The sequence below is a fragment of the Rhizobium sp. YTUHZ045 genome (genome assembly GCF_051124255.1).
Taxonomy (GTDB): domain Bacteria; phylum Pseudomonadota; class Alphaproteobacteria; order Rhizobiales; family Rhizobiaceae; genus Rhizobium.
This window is the reverse complement of the sequence record NZ_CP101434.1, coordinates 447,978-464,698: the sequence shown is the minus strand read 5'-3', so window position 1 is coordinate 464,698 and position 16,721 is coordinate 447,978. Positions and strand designations below refer to the sequence as shown.

Genomic DNA, 16,721 nt, shown 5'->3' with positions numbered 1-16,721 from the left:
TCATATCCATAACCAAAGTGTCTCGAAGAAATCCAAAGGGGAACGAGAATGACACTGGACCTTGCTGCTTTTGCGAGAGACAAAGGCATCAAATATTTCATGATCAGCTATACCGACCTGTTCGGCGGTCAACGCGCCAAGCTGGTCCCCGCGGAAGCCATCGCCGACATGCAGAAGGATGGCGCCGGTTTTGCAGGCTTTGCAACCTGGCTCGATCTGACGCCGGCCCATCCGGACCTGTTTGCTGTTCCCGATCCTTCCTCCGTCATCCAATTGCCCTGGAAGAAGGACGTCGCATGGGTCGCCGCCGACTGCGTCATGGACGAACGGTCTGTCGAACAGGCACCGCGTGTCGTGCTGAAAAGACTGGTGGCTGAAGCTGCGAAGGAAGGACTTCGGGTAAAGACCGGCGTGGAGCCCGAATTCTTTCTCATCTCTGCTGACGGTTCGGTGATTTCAGACCAGTTCGATACCGCCGAGAAGCCTTGCTACGACCAGCAGGCCGTGATGCGTCGATACGATGTCATCGCCGAGATCTGCGACTATATGCTGGAGCTCGGCTGGAAGCCCTATCAGAACGACCACGAGGATGCGAACGGCCAGTTCGAGATGAACTGGGAATATGACGATGTCCTGAAGACCGCCGACAAGCACTCTTTCTTCAAGTTCATGGTCAAATCGGTCGCCGAAAAGCACGGCCTTCGCGCTACCTTCATGCCGAAGCCCTTCAAGGGCCTGACCGGAAACGGATGCCATGCGCACATCTCGGTCTGGGACGTCGATGGCAGGGTAAACGCCTTCGCGGACAAGGAAATGGCCTTTGGGCTGTCGGCTCAGGGTAAAACCTTCCTCGGCGGCATCATGAAGCATGCTTCGGCGCTGGCCGCGATCACCAATCCGACGGTCAATTCCTACAAGCGCATCAACGCGCCGCGCACCACCTCGGGCGCGACATGGTCGCCGAACACCGTGACGTGGACGGGCAACAACCGCACTCACATGGTGCGCGTGCCGGGACCGGGGCGCTTCGAGCTGCGCCTGCCGGACGGCGCGGTCAATCCATACCTCCTACAGGCGATCATCATTGCGGCCGGCCTCGACGGCATCCGCAGCCAGGCGGACCCAGGCCAGCATTATGATATCGATATGTATGCCGAGGGCCACCTGGTGAAGGATGCGCCGCGCCTGCCGCTCAACCTGCTCGATGCGCTGCGCGCCTTTGATGCCGACGAGGGCTTGAAGGCGGCAATCGGGGCTGAGTTTTCCTCCGCCTATCTCAAGCTCAAGCACCTGGAATGGAATGCCTACTGCTCGCATTTCACCCAGTGGGAACGCGACAGCACGCTCGACATCTGAGCAGCCGGACCGACGTCTTCGCCATGCCGGGTTGGACAGCTCGGCATGACCGGACTCTCTGTACCTGAAAGGGCGAAGGAAGAGACAGCATGAAGAGCTTCATACTTACCGTATCCTGCAAGTCGACGCGCGGCATCGTCGCAGCGATTTCGAGCTATCTGGCCGAGAAGGGTTGCAACATCATCGACTCCAGCCAGTTCGACGATCTCGATACCGGCAGGTTCTTCATGCGCGTCAGCTTCATTTCCGAGGAAGGACTTTCCGGTTCCGCAATCAGCGCCGATTTTGCCGCCGTCGCCGCGCCCTTCGAGATGGAATACGACTTCCACGACAGCGAGAGCCGCATGAAGGTGCTGTTGATGGTGTCGCGCTTCGGCCATTGCCTCAACGACCTGCTCTACCGCTGGAAGATCGGCGCCCTGCCGATCGACATTGTCGGCGTCGTCTCCAACCATTTCGACTACCAGAAGGTTGTGGTCAATCACGACATCCCCTTCCACCACATCAAGGTGACCAAGGAGAACAAGCCGCAGGCCGAAGCCCAGCTCGTCGACCTCGTCGAGCAGACCGGCACCGAACTGATCGTGCTTGCCCGCTACATGCAGGTTCTCTCCGACCAGCTCTGCAAGCAGATGTCGGGCAAGATCATCAACATCCACCACTCCTTCCTGCCGAGCTTCAAGGGCGCCAACCCCTACAAGCAGGCCTATCAGCGCGGCGTCAAGCTGATCGGCGCGACCGCCCATTACGTCACCGCCGACCTCGACGAAGGCCCGATCATCGAGCAGGACACCGCCCGCATCACCCATGCGCAGTCGCCCGACGACTATGTCTCGATCGGCCGCGACGTCGAAAGCCAGGTGCTGGCGCGCGCCATCCACGCCCATATCCATCACCGCACCTTCATCAACGGCAATCGCACAGTCGTCTTCCCGGCCAGCCCCGGAAGCTACGCCTCAGAACGCATGGGCTGAGAGATGGTCGAGGTCATCGACGGCAAACTTGTTGCTGCATCGGTCATTCAGACCGTCAAGAGTGCGACAGCAGCGTTGGAAAAGATGAGTGGCGTTACCACCGGCCTCGCGGTCATCATCGTCGGCGACGATCCGGCGAGCCATGCCTATGTAGGGTCCAAGAGCCGCATTGCCAGGGAGTGCGGTTTCAAGTCCGTTCAGCACACGCTGCCGGCGGACACGAAGCAGGAAGAGCTCGCAGCGCTTGTCGCCACGCTTAATGCCGATCCGTCGATCCACGGCATCCTGGTGCAGCTGCCCTTGCCGAAGCCGCTCGACAGTGAGCCGATCATCCAGTCGATCCTGCCCGAAAAAGATGTCGATGGCCTCAGCGTCGTCAATGCCGGCAAGCTCGCCACCGGCGACCTGAAGACCGGGCTGGTCTCCTGCACGCCGGCCGGCGCCATGGTCTTCGTCCGCCGCACCCATGGCGAGGATCTCTCCGGGCTCAACGCCGTCGTCATCGGCCGTTCCAATCTGTTCGGCAAGCCGATGGCGCAATTGCTGCTCAACGCCAATGCGACGGTGACGATGGCTCACTCCAGAACCAGGAACCTCGCCGAGGTCTGCCGCAATGCCGATATTCTGGTCGCCGCCGTCGGCCGGCCGGAGATGGTCAGGGCCGACTGGGTCAAGCCCGGCGCGACGGTGATCGATGTCGGCATCAATCGCGTCCCGGCTCCTGAGAAGGGCGAGGGCAAGACCCGGCTCGTCGGCGACGTGGCCTTCCGCGAAGTCTCCGAGATCGCCAGCACCATCACGCCGGTTCCGGGCGGCGTCGGGCCGATGACCATCGCCATGCTGATGGCCAACACCGTCATCGCCGCTCACCGCGCTGCAGGGCAGGTGACGCCAAAGTTTTGAGTGGAATGCCGTCTGGCGGGCTTGCCATGACGCGAAAGATTTATATAGTCAGGAAATAAATATTCCGTAGAGGAAATAAGAGGGAACGGAAATGGCTCTATCATGGCGTTTCTCCGCCTTGGCGGATCGGCATCGCGCTCTGGGATCGAAGCTCGAAGACTGGAGCGGTATGGGAACCGCCTGGACCTACGAGAAGGACATGTCGGAAGAGCATGTCGCGGTCCGCACCAAGGCCGGCATCATGGATGTCTCGGGGCTGAAGAAGGTGCATCTGGTCGGCCCGCACGCCATCGCCGTCCTCGACTACATCACGACCCGCGACCTGACGAAGATCTATCCCGGCCGCTCGGTTTACGCGACCATGCTGAACGACCGCGGCCACTTTACCGACGATTGCATTGTCTATCGCACCGGCCCGAATTCCTGGATGCTTGTGCATGGATCCGGCTCCGGTCACGAGGAAGTCGTCAAGCAGGCGGCGGGCCGCAATTGCGCGGTACTCTTCGACGACGACCTGCATGACCTGTCGCTTCAGGGTCCGCTTGCGGTCGACTACCTCGCCAAATACGTGACCGGCATCCGCGACCTCAAATATTTCCACCACATGCAGACGACGCTGTTCGGCGCGCCCGTGATGATCTCGCGCACCGGCTATACCGGCGAGCGCGGCTACGAGATCTTCGTGCGCGGCCAGGACGCCGTGATGGTCTGGGACAGGATCGTCTCGGAAGGCAAGGAGATGGGCATCATCCCCTGCTGCTTCTCGGTCCTCGACATGCTGCGCGTCGAAAGCTACCTGCTGTTCTACCCCTACGACAATTCGCAAATGTATCCTTTCGCCGACCAGCCGCCCGGCGACAGTCTCTGGGAACTCGGCCTCGATTTTACCGTCAGCCCCGGCAAGACGGGCTTCCGCGGCGCCGAGGAACATGCGCGCCTCAAGGGCAAGGAGCGCTTCAAGATCTTCGGCATGCTGATTGACGCCGACGGACCGGCCGATCTCGGCGACGAGGTCTTTGCCGACGGCAAGAAGGTCGGCGTCATCACCTGCCCAAGCTATTCCTCACTGACCAAGAAATCCATGGCGATCGCTCGCCTCGACGTTGACAAGGCGGTGCACGGGACGAAACTCGAAGTCCGCGGCAAGACCGTCAAGGCAAGCGCCACCGCCCATACGCTTCCCTTCGACGATCCGGAGAAGAAGAAGAGGATTGCCGTAGGTTAGGGAGCACGCCAATGCTCGTTGCAGGCATCAAGAGCCGACCAGTCTATAGGGGCCTGACCATCCAGCCGCGCGCCCGGCGGCACATTTTCGCACTCGAAGGGGAGGGCGCCAAGGCTCTCCTCGATCAGCAACCCGCGCTTGACGACACGGCTCTTTCCCGCAGCGAAATCCTCTATGTCGCCCGCGGTTCTCAAGGGTCCGGCCTCGATGAGTCCCTGCGCCGGCTCGGCGCCGACATGTTCTTCACGGCGCCGACGATCGCAACGCTGCTCTTCCGGCTGAAGGGCTCGCTTGGGACGGCCCATATGGGCACCCGGCTTTATATCTCCGGGACGGAAGGCTTCATCGGCCAGGCGATGCTCGTGGCGCTTGATTACGGCATGGATCACGCCTCCATCGTCACCGAGCATCGCGGCTCGCTGGCCAGGCGGGTACAATGCGTCCATTGCAAGGGCATCACGGACGACGTCACCACCAGCCCCTTCGCCTGCAGCCATTGCGGGCTGACGCTTCTCGTCCGCGATCACTATTCGCGGCGGCTCGCCGCATTCCAGGGCGTCAACATCGACGCTGAAGAGCCAGGCAGCGCGCCTCAGCCAGAGGAGTTGTTCCTTTGAGCGGCGGCACTGAAATTCCCGTGCGCGTAGCGCGGATCACTCCGATCGCCGAGCGTGTCAAGCGTTTCCGCTTCGAGCGACTGGATGGCAAGCCGATGCCGTATTTTTCAGGCGGCGCCCATATCATCGTCTCGATGAACGATGGCGGCCATATGCGCCGCAATGCCTATTCGCTGATGTCGCCGCCGCATGATTGCGCGGCCTATGAGATCAGCGTGCTGCATGTCGAGGATTCACGCGGCGGCTCCACCTTCATGCATGAGAAGGTCAACGAAGGCGACGAGCTGAAGGTCAGCTATCCCGTCAACCTGTTCCAGCCCGACTGGCGCGGGCGCAAGCATCTTCTGATCGCCGGGGGCATCGGCATTACCCCTTTCATTGCGATGATGGAGCAGTTTTCCCGCGAAGGCGCCGCCTTCGAGCTCCATTACGCCATCCGAACACGCGACCGCGGCGCCTACTGGCGGGAACTCCTGGAGCGCTACGGTCCGCATCGCATCAAGATCTATTGCGACGCGGAAGGCAGCGCCATCCCGCTGACGCGTCTGCTCGAGTGCCAGCCGCTCGGCACGCATCTCTATGTCTGCGGCCCCTCCGGCATGATCGACGGCGTGATGAAAGCGGGGCTCGATGCCGGCTGGCCGGAGCAGAACCTGCATTCGGAACGGTTTCTTTCCTCTCTGCCCGGGAAACCCTTCACGATCGAGCTTCTACGCTCCGGCAAGACCGTGAGGGTCGGCCATCACGAAAGCATGCTGGAAGCGATCGAGGCGGCCGGCGTCGACGCCCCCTTCCTCTGTCGCGGCGGCGCCTGCGGTCAATGCGAAACGGCGGTCGCCGTCTGCGAGGGCAAACTGCTGCACAACGACGTCTATCTGACAAGCGAAGAAAAGGCATCCGGCAGCAAGGTGATGATCTGTGTTTCCCGCTTCGAGGGAAACACGCTGCATCTTGATCTCTGACGGCATTGGAAAAAGGAGACCGGACATGGCAATCGCCTTCAAGCAAGAAACATTCCGGGACGATTTCAGTTATCGGAACAGCCCCGGAAACATCCGCCGTTTCCCGTTTCCGTTCGACCGCGACGAATACATGTATTCGGTCAACATGGAGCCGCATGTGCGCGGCCGGGCGGGCACCGTCTACGAAAACCTGATCGATGTTGACGAGCATTACGTCGCCGAGATGCAGGATCGGGCGCTGGTGCTGAAGGAAGATCCGTTGCGCTACCAGGCGCTGCCGCACATGATGAGTGCGCAATGGGATACGCTCGAACTTCTGATGGAAGAGCAGGCGGCGGGTTATCCCGACCACTTCACGCTGATCCGCAAGGGCGACCAGTGGCGCTGGATCAACCGGCCGCTCGGCATCGACGACAGCTTCACCTTCGGCGATGCCTCGACGCTGCCCTATGAACCCTTCGAATATATCACCCGCCAGGCCCAGGGCGATTTCTGCATCGTCGACCAGCGCGACGGCAATTTGTGGATGGATGCCGGCATGGTGACGACGCAGGCCGATTGGTCGCTCGATTTCGACATCGGCATGAACTTCATGGAATGGCACGGGCCGGTGCCGCTCGCCCATCAGATCGGCGTCTTCGACCGGGCGCTGAAATTCCTCCTGAACCTGCAACAGGGCAAGCCGACACGGCGCTTCAACTGGACGATGACGATCAATCCGCGGCTCGACACCAGCCCGGAGAATTATCACAAATGGGGCCCCGACCGCACGACGGTGACGCCGGACAATGTCGGTGAGAAGGTGCATCTGCGGGTCGAGCTGCAAAGCCTCTGGCGCCTGCCGCGCTCCAACGCCATCCTTTTTGTCATCCGCTGCTACCTGATGAACATGGAAGAACTCGTCACCGTGCCGAAATGGGCGCGGCGCTTCCCGCGGGTGCTGAAGACGCTGCCGCCGGAACTCATCGACTATAAGGGCCTCACCCGCTACCGCGAGACCACGATCGACTGGCTTTCCAAATATGACGACGGGGCTCCGACCAGCCCCGGTATTTATCCGGACTGAGAGAAATGCCTTAACATCCTGAATTTCTGGATAATTACATCCTCCTTCGATTTTAATTCGAGGAGTTATCCAGGAGACGATGCTATATAATCAAGAGGGGAATGCTTCATGACAAGAGTAGCCGTGATCGGTGCCGGTCCTTCCGGGCTTGCGCAGCTGCGCGCCTTTCAATCGGCTGCCCAGAAGGGCGCCGAAATCCCGGAGATTGTCTGCTTCGAAAAGCAGTCGGACTGGGGCGGGCTCTGGAACTATACATGGCGCACCGGCCTCGACGAATATGGCGAACCGGTCCATGGCAGCATGTATCGCTACCTATGGTCGAACGGTCCGAAGGAATGCCTCGAATTCGCCGATTATTCCTTCGAGGAACATTTCGGCAAGCCGATCGCCTCCTACCCGCCGCGCGCTGTGCTCTGGGACTATATCAAGGGCCGCGTCGAGAAAGCGAATGTCCGACACTGGGTGCGCTTCAGCACGCCGGTGCGCATGGTCCGCTTCGATGAGGCCACGAAGAAATTCACGGTGACGGCGCATAACCGGATCGAGGACCGGATGTATGACGAGGAATTCGATTATGTCGTCGTCGCGACCGGTCACTTCTCGACGCCGAACGTGCCCTATTTCGAGGGCGTGAAGACCTTTAACGGCCGCGTCCTGCACGCCCATGATTTCCGCGACGCGCTTGAATTCAAGGGCAAGGACATTCTGATCGTCGGCCGCAGCTATTCGGCCGAAGACATCGGTTCGCAATGCTGGAAATACGGCGCGAAATCGGTGACGACGAGCTACCGTTCAAAGCCGATGGGCTTCAAATGGCCTGAGAATTTCGAAGAACGGCCGCTGCTGACCAAGCTCGAAAACCGCACGGCGCATTTCCTCGACGGCTCGACCAAGGAGGTCGATGCTCTGATCCTGTGCACCGGATACCAGCACCACTTCCCCTTCCTGCCCGACGATCTCCGGCTGAAGACGGCCAACCGACTGTGGGCCGACAGCCTCTACAAGGGCGTGATCTTCGACAAGAACCCGCAACTCTTCTATATCGGCATGCAGGACCAGTTCTATACCTTCAACATGTTCGACGTGCAGGCCTGGTGGGCGCGCGACGTGATGATGGGCCGCATCACCCTCCCGCCGGAAGAGGAACTGAAGGCGAATTTCGACATTTGGCGCGCCCGCGAGGAGACGCTCGAGGATGCCGAGCAGATGATCTGGTATCAGGGCGACTATGTGAAGGAACTGCTCGCCGAGACCGATTATCCCTCCTTCGACATCGAAGGCACCAACCGGACGTTCATGGAGTGGGAACACCACAAGGCCCACAACATCATGGGCTTCCGCGACCATGCCTACCGGTCGCTGATGACCGGCAACATGTCGCCGACGCATCACACGCCTTGGGTCGATGCGCTCGACGATTCCATGGAGGAATATCTGCGCAACTGACGGTGGGCCTCCATTGCGGGAGGAGGGTATCCATGCACTCTCCGCCCGCATTATGACCCGGTCCTTTACGCATCTCGCGCAAAATGTGCAGCGGTTTTGCGATCACGGATGCGTTGACACAACGAGACGGCATCAATCGCTTTGCAATCTTCTCTTCGGATGTGGCCTTCATGGATTTTCAAACGAGCATTCTCGGGCGCATGAACGGTTTTCTCTACCGCTGCCGCGCCGACGAAAACTACACGATGCTCGAGATGACCAACGGCATCGAGCGTATCTTCGGTTACCCCGCCGACGAGATCATCGGCAATCGCGCGCGGACCTTCACCTCGATCATGTACGACGAAGACGTGCCTTTGATGGACGAGGTGGTCGGGCAGGCGCTTGAGCAACGGACGGACTGGACGATGGAATACCGCATCCGCCACGCCAAGGGCCATCTCATCTGGGTGACCGAAACCGGTGGTGGCATCTGGGACGAGAAGGGTGAACTTCTCTATCTCGAGGGCAGCATCATCAATATCGAATCGCTCTATCAGCGAATCGACGAACAGACCGCCGACATGCGCGTCACCGCCTCGAAGACCAACGAGACCTGCAATCGCTGCGCTACCTGAAGCTGCTCGCCGTCAATGCCGGTATCGAGGCGGCCCGTGCCGGCACGGCAGGGTCAGGCTTTGCCGTGCTTGCAGCCGAGATGCGCACCCTCGCCAACTCCTCGGAGGAGGCCGCACGCGCCATTTCCAACGCGCAACGCAAGCCGGATTGCTGAGCGCTACGCGAGCAGCGGCAGATTCGCGGCTCACGTCGATAGCCCGCATTGTTAACCGTCCCGCGCGAACTGCAATATCGTGGTTTTCCAATGATTTGCAGAAATCCTGCGGGTGAAGAACCTCATCGCATTATCGGTAATGTTAGGGCCGCGTTAACTTTTTGTTAACCATACTAGCGGTAGACATGGTCAACGATTTCTTCACACAGATGACCAAAGTGCTAACAGACGCTCGCTCTATCCGCATCAAGGGCCGCTCTTTCCTGGCGGTCATGCTGTCCCCGGACCTGCCGATCGATGATTGGTTGACCAGATTGGACGATCTGGCTGCCCGTTCGGCCGGCTTCTTCCTGGGGCGGCCTGTCGTTCTCGATTTGACGGACCTGCAAATCGACCGGCCGCAGCTGAAGGACCTCATCGCCGAACTTGCCAAGCGCAATGTTAGCATCATGGGTATCGAGGGCGCGCGCCCTTCGATCCTCGGCGCGGGCATGCCTCCGGCACTGAAAGGCGGCCGCTCCGCTTCCGATATCGAGGTTCAGGCGAACGAGCCTGCCGATCCGGTGGCCAAGCCAACAGCGACCGAGACCCGCCCGGTAACGACAACGCAATCCATCGTCATCAGGGAACCGGTGCGCTCGGGGCAGTCGGTGATCTTCCCGGAAGGCGACGTCACCATCGTCGGCTCGGTCGCCTCGGGCGCGGAAGTGATCGCCGGCGGCTCCGTCCATATCTACGGCGCGTTGCGCGGCCGGGCCATGGCGGGCTCCATCGGAAACGCATCGGCGCGGATCTTTTGCCGCAAGCTCGAGGCCGAGCTGGTGGCGATCGACGGCATCTACAAAATGGCGGAAGACATGGCCCCCAATCTTCGCGGACAGGCTGTCCAGCTCTGGCTCGAAGAGGACGCGATCATGGCGGAAAAACTGATCTGACTCGGCTGCGGCCACGGCAAAGGAGAGAGAAATGGGGAAAGTGATCGTCGTCACGTCAGGCAAGGGCGGGGTCGGAAAGACGACTTCGACCGCCGCATTGGGAGCGGCGCTGGCGCAACGCAATGAAAAGGTCGTCGTCGTCGATTTCGACGTCGGCCTGCGCAATCTCGATCTCGTGATGGGCGCAGAGCGCAGGGTCGTCTACGACCTGATCAATGTCATCCAGGGCGACGCGAAGCTCACCCAGGCCCTGATCCGCGACAAGCGGCTGGAGACGCTGTTCCTGCTGCCGGCCTCTCAAACCCGCGACAAGGACAATCTGACGGCCGAGGGTGTCGAGCGCGTCATCAACGATCTGAAGCGCTACTTCGACTGGATCATCTGCGACAGCCCCGCCGGGATCGAGCGCGGCGCGACACTTGCCATGCGCCATGCCGATGTCGCCGTGGTCGTCACCAATCCGGAAGTCTCGTCGGTGCGCGATTCAGACCGGATCATCGGCCTGCTCGACGCCAAGACCGCCAAGGCCGAACGCGGCGAGCGGATGGAAAAGCATCTGCTGCTCACCCGCTATGACGCCAACCGCGCCGAACGCGGCGACATGTTGAAGGTCGACGACGTCCTCGAGATCCTCTCCATCCCGCTCCTCGGCATCGTGCCTGAGAGCATGGATGTGCTGCGCGCCTCCAACATCGGTGCGCCGGTCACGCTGGCGGAAAGCCGCAGCGCGGCTGCGATGGCTTATTTCGATGCCGCTCGCCGGCTCGCCGGCGAAACCTTGCCGATCACCATTCCCGAGGAAAAGCGCAATCTTTTCGGCAAGATCTTCGGACGGAGGGCAGCATGAATATCTTCCGTCTTTTCAACAAGCAGAGAACGGCACCCGCCGCCCGCGAACGCTTGCAGGTGCTCCTTGCACACGAACGCTCATCGGCAGGATCGGACCTAGTTTCGCTGCTGCGCGAGGAAATCCTTGCGGTCATCGCCAAGCATGTCGAGCTCGACCACGACAAGGTGCAGGTGACGATCGACCGCAACGAGTTTGTCTCCACTCTTGAGATCGACGTGGAAATCCCGCTGAACGCGGCCGTGCAGGCAGCTTGAGGGCAAGATTCAGGAGGACGGCGGTCGCGCTGACGATCGGCGTCTCCTGTTCCGCGAAGTAGGCGTTACGAGCGCGGCCGCGTCTTCTGCGGGTCGTAATGCGACAGCGGCACGATTGTCGCCGGCAGCCGCTTCTGGTGGCCATCGAGCTTGCCGATCTCGACTTCAGTGCCCGGGCTTACATGCATCACGTCGATGCGGGCGAGCGCGATCGTCTTGCCGAGAACAGGCGAGCGCGTGGCGCTGGTGACGACACCGACCTGGGCGCGGCCGACATGGATGCAGTCACCATGGCCGACCGCCTCGTTGGCCTGGATGTCGAGGCCGACGAGCAGATAGCGCGGGTGCTCCTTGCGTCGGATCAGCGCCTCGCGGCCGATGAAATCGTCCTGCTTGGATTTCAGCGGCACGGTGAAGCCGATGCCGGCCTCGAACGGATCCGTCTGGTCGGTGAATTCGTGATGGGCGAAGATCAGGCCCGCCTCGATGCGGACCATGTCGAGCGCCTCCAGCCCCATCGGCTTCAGCCCGTGCGGTTGGCCTGCCTCCCAGACGGCATCGAACACCGTCAGCGCATCCTTCGGATGACAGAAGATCTCGTAGCCGAGCTCGCCGGTATAGCCCGTGCGCGAGATCACCACCGGGGCGCCCTCGAATCCGCCGATGCGACCGACCGTGAAGCGGAACCATTCGAGCTCGCCGATCGCGGGCTGGCGCGGCGCCGTCCAGATGATTTCCTTCAGGATATCGCGGCTCCTGGGGCCTTGCAGCGCAATATTGTGCAGCTGGTCAGTCGATGATCGAACCCAGGCCTTGAAACCCTTCTTCTCGGCTTGCTGACGCAGCCAAATGCCGCTGAAATCATCGCCGCCGATCCAGCGGAAGTTCTTGTCGCCGAGCCTGAAGAGCGTGCCGTCATCGGTCATGCCGCCATGTTCGTAGCACATCGCGGAATAAACGACCTGGCCGGTCGAAAGTTTGCGCACGTCGCGCGTCAGGCAGTATTGCAGCAGTTCCTCGGCGTCCGGACCCGTCACCTCGAACTTCCGCAAGGGCGAGAGATCGATGACGGCGGCGCGCTCGCGGCAGGCCCAGTATTCCTCGACCGGACCTTCCGACGAGAAGCGGTTCGGCAGCCAGTAGCCGCGATATTCCGTATAGTCTCGCGTCAACGCCGAGAGGCGGGGATGGAAGGCGGTTTCGCGCGTCAGTTCGGCTTCGGCATCTGGTGTCATGCGATAGGCTACCGCTCGTGAGAATTTCTCTTTTCCGGAAAAGGTGCGGACGTGGATATCCGTCGGATCCCAGCCGTTCGCCGCATCGATATCGTCGGGGCAGGACGATGAGACACAGACGAGATCGGTCAGCGCCCGCATCAGCACGTAGTCGCCGGGACGCGACCAGGGCTCGTCGAGATAGAGCTGGTTGTTGTGGTCGATATTGGTGTTGTAGAAATAGTTCAGCGCTTCCCAGCCCTTGCGCCCGGCAATGCCGTAAGGCGCCAGCGCCGCGTTGAAATTATCCGTGCAGTTGACGTGGCCGGGATAACCCATGTCGTCGTAATAGCGTGAATTGCAGGCGGTCGCGAAAGCGTCGTGGCGGCCGACCGTATCCTGGACGATCTCGACCAGCGGCTCGAAGTCGCGATCGAAGGCCTTTGATGGCAGGCCGGGCGTGGGATAACTGCGGCCGAGCAGCGTGCGGGTGACGGTCGAATCGAGCGCGAGATCGAGACCCTTATCGATCTTCCGTGCGGCAAAGGCCTGGAAATCGGTGCACTGGCGCCCATAGACGTCGATGATCTGGATGAATTCGCCGGCGCGCACGAAATAGGCGGCGGCACTCGCCGCCCGGATGCGGATATCCTCGATCGGATCGGCGACCGGCTCCGGCAGAGCCGAGGTGTAATCGCGGATCAAGAGGCTGCGCTTGATCCTAATCTCGATCGGCGTCGCCGTATCCTGCGCCTCCGGCGACATGGCGCCGGCGGGTGCCGCAACGATCAGCAGGCCCTTCATGGCAATCGTGAACTCCGCCCGGCTGCCCGGCGTCGATCCTGCCCCGAAGATGCGGAGCGCTCCGGCCGTTGCCAGATCGGCGCCGCGCCGCTGAAGTGCCGCGCGCATGCGGGCAGCACTCTCATCCTCCGCCTGAAGAATGGTCTTCAAACCCTCGGCGGAACTGCTGAATGCCGTTCCGAGACCAGCAGCCTGGAAGCGACCCTTTTCGTCAAGGAACGAGAGCTCGCAAATCTGCCCGCCTTCGCTGTCGATGACGCTCACGCGGTCGCCCGTCTCGACGCGCACAACGACCGATCCCCCGCCCTTCGCTCTATAACGTTCAGTGCCCTCCGGCAGAGCTGGAATACCGGGATAATGGACAAGGCTCGGAACGACCGTTCGGGGGCTTGGCATGACAGGATGAAGTTCTCGCATTCTACCCTCTTGGGGGATCGGCATGCCCTTCGGCATGCACCCATACAGGTTACAAAATGCCTGTGGAAAGTAAAGGGATATTGACTAAAAAGAAAATATCTTCACTATGCATCAAGAGTTCAGACTCGGAGAATCCGTCGGGAGCGCGGATCGCCAAAATCATCCGAGCGGGCTTGAGACGGTCAGGGAGACACGTTCAGGGAGACGTACAGAGATACGTCCGGAACAATCGAATGGGGAATTTCACCGATGACAGATATTGTGGAGGCCGGAATTGCATCCGGCACCGAAGGTAAGCTTATACGCGCGCTCGACTGGAAGGGCGCATTCTGGGTGGCTGCGGGCGTGCCGCCGCTCGTTCTCTTCTCCATCGGCGGCATCGCAGGCACGACGGGCAAGCTCGCCTTCGTCGTCTGGATCATCTCGATGGTGATGGGTTTCCTGCAATCCTTCACCTATGCCGAGATCGCCGGCATGTTCGGCAACAAATCCGGCGGGGCCTCCGTCTACGGCGCCACTGCCTGGCTGCGCTATTCGAAATTCATCGCGCCGCTGTCGGTCTGGTGCAACTGGTTTGCCTGGTCGCCGGTGCTTTCGCTCGGCTGCGCCATCGCCGCCGGCTACATTCTCAATGCATTCTTCCCGATTCCGGCGGCGGATTCGCAGATCGTCCTCGACTGGATCGCAGCACATGCCGCTTCCGTGACGGCCGACAGCCCCCGCGTCGCCGAATATATCGCAGCCCATGCCGGCACGACGCCTGATGACGCCGTCAAGGCGCTGCTCGGCGCCGATGGTGTGGCGGCTCTGACGCCGGCGATCCGCACCTGGTCGCTCGCAAGCTTCAGCATTCCCTACCTCGCCACTGCCAACATCAATGCCACCTTTTTCATCGGCGGCATCCTGATGCTGATCATCTTTGCGATCCAGCATCGCGGCATCTCGGAAACGGCAAGCGTGCAGAAATGGCTGGCTATCATCGTGCTGGTGCCGCTGCTGATCATCGGCCTCTATCCGATCATCAGCGGCCAGATCGTTTCCACCAACGTCACCGGCCTCGTGCCGCCAACGGCGGCCTATGCCGCCAGCGACGGCACCTGGAGCAATGGCGGCTGGACGCTCTTTCTCGGCGGCCTTTATATCGCCGCCTGGTCGACCTACGGCTTCGAGACGGCCGTCTGCTACACCCGCGAACTGAAGAACCCGAAGACCGACACCTTCAAGGCAATCTTCTATTCCGGTCTGGCCTGCTGCCTGTTCTTCTTCCTGGTGCCCTTCGCCTTCCAGGGCGTTCTCGGCCATGCCGGCATGCTGGCTCCCGGCATCGTCGACGGCACGGGCGTCGCCGAAGCGCTTGGCGGCCTGATCGGCGCCGGCCGGGTGATCACCCAGTTGCTCGTCGTATTGATGATCCTGGCGCTCTTCCTCGCCATCATGACGGCGATGGCAGGTTCGTCGCGCACGCTCTACCAGGGTTCGAAGGACGGCTGGCTGCCGAAATATCTCGACCATGCCAACGAGCACGGCGCCCCGACGCGGGCCATGTGGACCGACTTCGCCTTCAACCTCTTCCTTCTGGCGATCGCTTCGGATGCCGGCGGCTATTTCTTCGTGCTTGCCGTCTCGAATGTCGGCTACATCATCTTCAATTTCCTGAACCTCAATTCCGGCTGGATCCACCGGATAGATTCCGGCCATATCGAACGCCCCTGGAAGGCGCCGAGCTGGCTGATCGGCCTCAACACCGTGCTCGCCTTTGTCAACGCGCTCTTCCTCGGCGCCGGCGCCAAGGTCTGGGGTTACTCCAATGCGCTCTGGGTCGGCTTCATCTTCGCCGCCCTGATCCTGCCGGTCTTCGCCTATCGCCACTATGTCCGCGACGGCGGCAAGTTCCCGGCAGGCGCGATGGAGGATCTCGGCCTCATCGGCCAGGATCTCGGCGTCAAGAAAGCCGGCATGCTGCCCTATCTCGCACTTGTCGGCGGCCTGGCAATCGTCCTTTTCGCCAACTGGTTCTTTCAGCTTCCGGCTTAAAATCGCCTCCCAAGCAGAAAAGCCGCCAAGCCGCCATGGAAACATGGCGGCTTTTTCATGCGCTGATTCCTTGATTTGATCCGATGAGGGTCAGCCGATCCGACCTAGGGGCAAACCCATTCCACCACCGTCAGACAATGGTCTCGCCGCCGTCGACGACGAGAATCTGCCCGGTCATGTAGGACGAACGGTCCGAGACCAGGAAGAGAATGGGCTCGGCGATTTCAGAGACATCAGCCCAGCGTCCGAGCGGCACCTTCTCGGCGACATAGGCCTCGATCGCGCCGCGGCCGCCCATCTGGGCGATGAAGGGTTCGTTGAACGGCGTATCCACCCAGCCCGGGCAGAGCGCGTTGACGCGGATGCCGAACCTGGCGTAGTCGCCGGCCATCTGCCGGGTCATCGCGATGACCGCATGTTTTGTCGTCGTATAGGCGATCATCTCGCGATCGTAGAGTACGCCCGACGAGGAAGAGGTGTTGAGGATGACGCCGCGGCCCGCCTTCTTCATCAGCGGCATGACGAAGCGAGCCGCCATGAAATGCGCTCGGACATTCAGGCTCCAGGACCTGTCGAAACCCTCGACAGCGACCTGCTCCAGATCGCCCGCCACCTGTGCGCCGGCGTGATTGTGGAGGATGTCTATCCGGCCGTGACGTTCGGCGACCGCAGCGATGCCGGCTTCGAGTGCCGTGTCGTCGGTGACGTCGAGAACAAGGCACTCAGCCCTGCCGCCGGCGGCCTCAATCCGGCCGACGGTTTCGGCGGCACTGGCGGCATTCAGGTCGGCCACGACGACGAAAGCACCTTCTCCTGCCATGATCTGCGCGCCGGCCTGGCCGATGCCCGAGCCCGCTCCGGTGACGATCGCGACGCGATTTTCAAGAATCAT

General features: G+C 61.2%; 14 protein-coding genes and 1 pseudogene. 13 read left to right on the top strand and 2 right to left on the bottom strand.

What is annotated here, in order from left to right; all coding sequences use genetic code 11:
• Positions 1–48: 48 nt before the first annotated feature.
• The 12 genes and pseudogenes from glnT to minE all read left to right on the top strand — a co-directional run bounded on the left by glnT (position 49) and on the right by minE (position 11,360).
• Positions 49–1,356, top strand: coding sequence for a type III glutamate--ammonia ligase (gene glnT, locus NMA58_RS29290; protein ID WP_434714603.1), 1,308 nt, complete (start codon positions 49–51; stop codon positions 1,354–1,356).
• An 89-nt stretch (positions 1,357–1,445) separates the two neighbouring features.
• On the top strand, positions 1,446–2,330 hold the full coding sequence (gene purU / locus NMA58_RS29285; RefSeq protein WP_434714602.1) for a formyltetrahydrofolate deformylase: 885 nt from the start codon (positions 1,446–1,448) through the stop codon (positions 2,328–2,330).
• Positions 2,331–2,333: 3 nt separating this feature from the next.
• The gene (folD, locus tag NMA58_RS29280) at positions 2,334–3,233 is read left to right on the top strand and encodes a bifunctional methylenetetrahydrofolate dehydrogenase/methenyltetrahydrofolate cyclohydrolase FolD (protein WP_434714601.1); all 900 of its coding nucleotides are present in this window, start codon (positions 2,334–2,336) and stop codon (positions 3,231–3,233) included.
• 91 nt (positions 3,234–3,324) lie between these two features.
• On the top strand, positions 3,325–4,458 hold the full coding sequence (locus NMA58_RS29275) for an aminomethyltransferase family protein (protein ID WP_434714600.1): 1,134 nt from the start codon (positions 3,325–3,327) through the stop codon (positions 4,456–4,458).
• 11 nt (positions 4,459–4,469) lie between these two features.
• Positions 4,470–5,075, top strand: a complete 606-nt coding sequence (locus tag NMA58_RS29270) for a dimethylamine monooxygenase subunit DmmA family protein (protein ID WP_434714599.1) — start codon at positions 4,470–4,472, stop codon at positions 5,073–5,075.
• Positions 5,072–6,037: a PDR/VanB family oxidoreductase gene (locus NMA58_RS29265; protein ID WP_434714598.1), complete on the top strand. Its 966-nt coding sequence runs from the start codon at positions 5,072–5,074 to the stop codon at positions 6,035–6,037. Before NMA58_RS29270 ends, NMA58_RS29265 begins: the two co-directional genes overlap by 4 nt.
• A gap of 25 nt (positions 6,038–6,062) precedes the next feature.
• Complete coding sequence (locus NMA58_RS29260) at positions 6,063–7,103, top strand: heme-dependent oxidative N-demethylase family protein (RefSeq protein ID WP_434714597.1); 1,041 nt, start codon at positions 6,063–6,065, stop codon at positions 7,101–7,103.
• 108 nt (positions 7,104–7,211) lie between these two features.
• Positions 7,212–8,549 (top strand): NAD(P)-binding domain-containing protein, encoded by a 1,338-nt coding sequence (locus tag NMA58_RS29255; RefSeq protein ID WP_434714596.1) that lies wholly within the window; start codon positions 7,212–7,214, stop codon positions 8,547–8,549.
• 170 nt (positions 8,550–8,719) lie between these two features.
• Positions 8,720–9,321, top strand: a pseudogene (locus NMA58_RS29250) (methyl-accepting chemotaxis protein).
• Positions 9,322–9,530: 209 nt separating this feature from the next.
• Positions 9,531–10,256 carry a septum site-determining protein MinC gene (gene minC, locus NMA58_RS29245; protein ID WP_064713342.1) on the top strand — a complete coding sequence of 242 codons (726 nt, stop codon included), beginning with the start codon at positions 9,531–9,533 and terminating at the stop codon, positions 10,254–10,256.
• 31 nt (positions 10,257–10,287) lie between these two features.
• Positions 10,288–11,103 carry a septum site-determining protein MinD gene (minD, locus tag NMA58_RS29240; protein WP_064684611.1) on the top strand — a complete coding sequence of 272 codons (816 nt, stop codon included), beginning with the start codon at positions 10,288–10,290 and terminating at the stop codon, positions 11,101–11,103.
• Positions 11,100–11,360 carry a cell division topological specificity factor MinE gene (minE, locus tag NMA58_RS29235; protein WP_011428260.1) on the top strand — a complete coding sequence of 87 codons (261 nt, stop codon included), beginning with the start codon at positions 11,100–11,102 and terminating at the stop codon, positions 11,358–11,360. The genes minD and minE overlap by 4 nt, the downstream gene beginning before the upstream one ends.
• Positions 11,361–11,425: 65 nt before the next feature.
• Here the strand turns inward: minE and NMA58_RS29230 are convergent, their stop codons facing one another.
• Complete coding sequence (locus tag NMA58_RS29230) at positions 11,426–13,795, bottom strand: DUF1989 domain-containing protein (protein ID WP_434714595.1); 2,370 nt, start codon at positions 13,793–13,795, stop codon at positions 11,426–11,428.
• A 249-nt stretch (positions 13,796–14,044) separates the two neighbouring features.
• On the opposite strand from NMA58_RS29230, the gene NMA58_RS29225 reads away from it, so the two are divergent.
• Entirely contained in the window at positions 14,045–15,829 is a 1,785-nt protein-coding gene (locus NMA58_RS29225; RefSeq protein WP_434714594.1) for an amino acid permease, read from the top strand.
• Positions 15,830–15,959: 130 nt separating this feature from the next.
• Here the strand turns inward: NMA58_RS29225 and NMA58_RS29220 are convergent, their stop codons facing one another.
• On the bottom strand, positions 15,960–16,721 hold the full coding sequence (locus NMA58_RS29220; protein WP_183702024.1) for an SDR family NAD(P)-dependent oxidoreductase: 762 nt from the start codon (positions 16,719–16,721) through the stop codon (positions 15,960–15,962).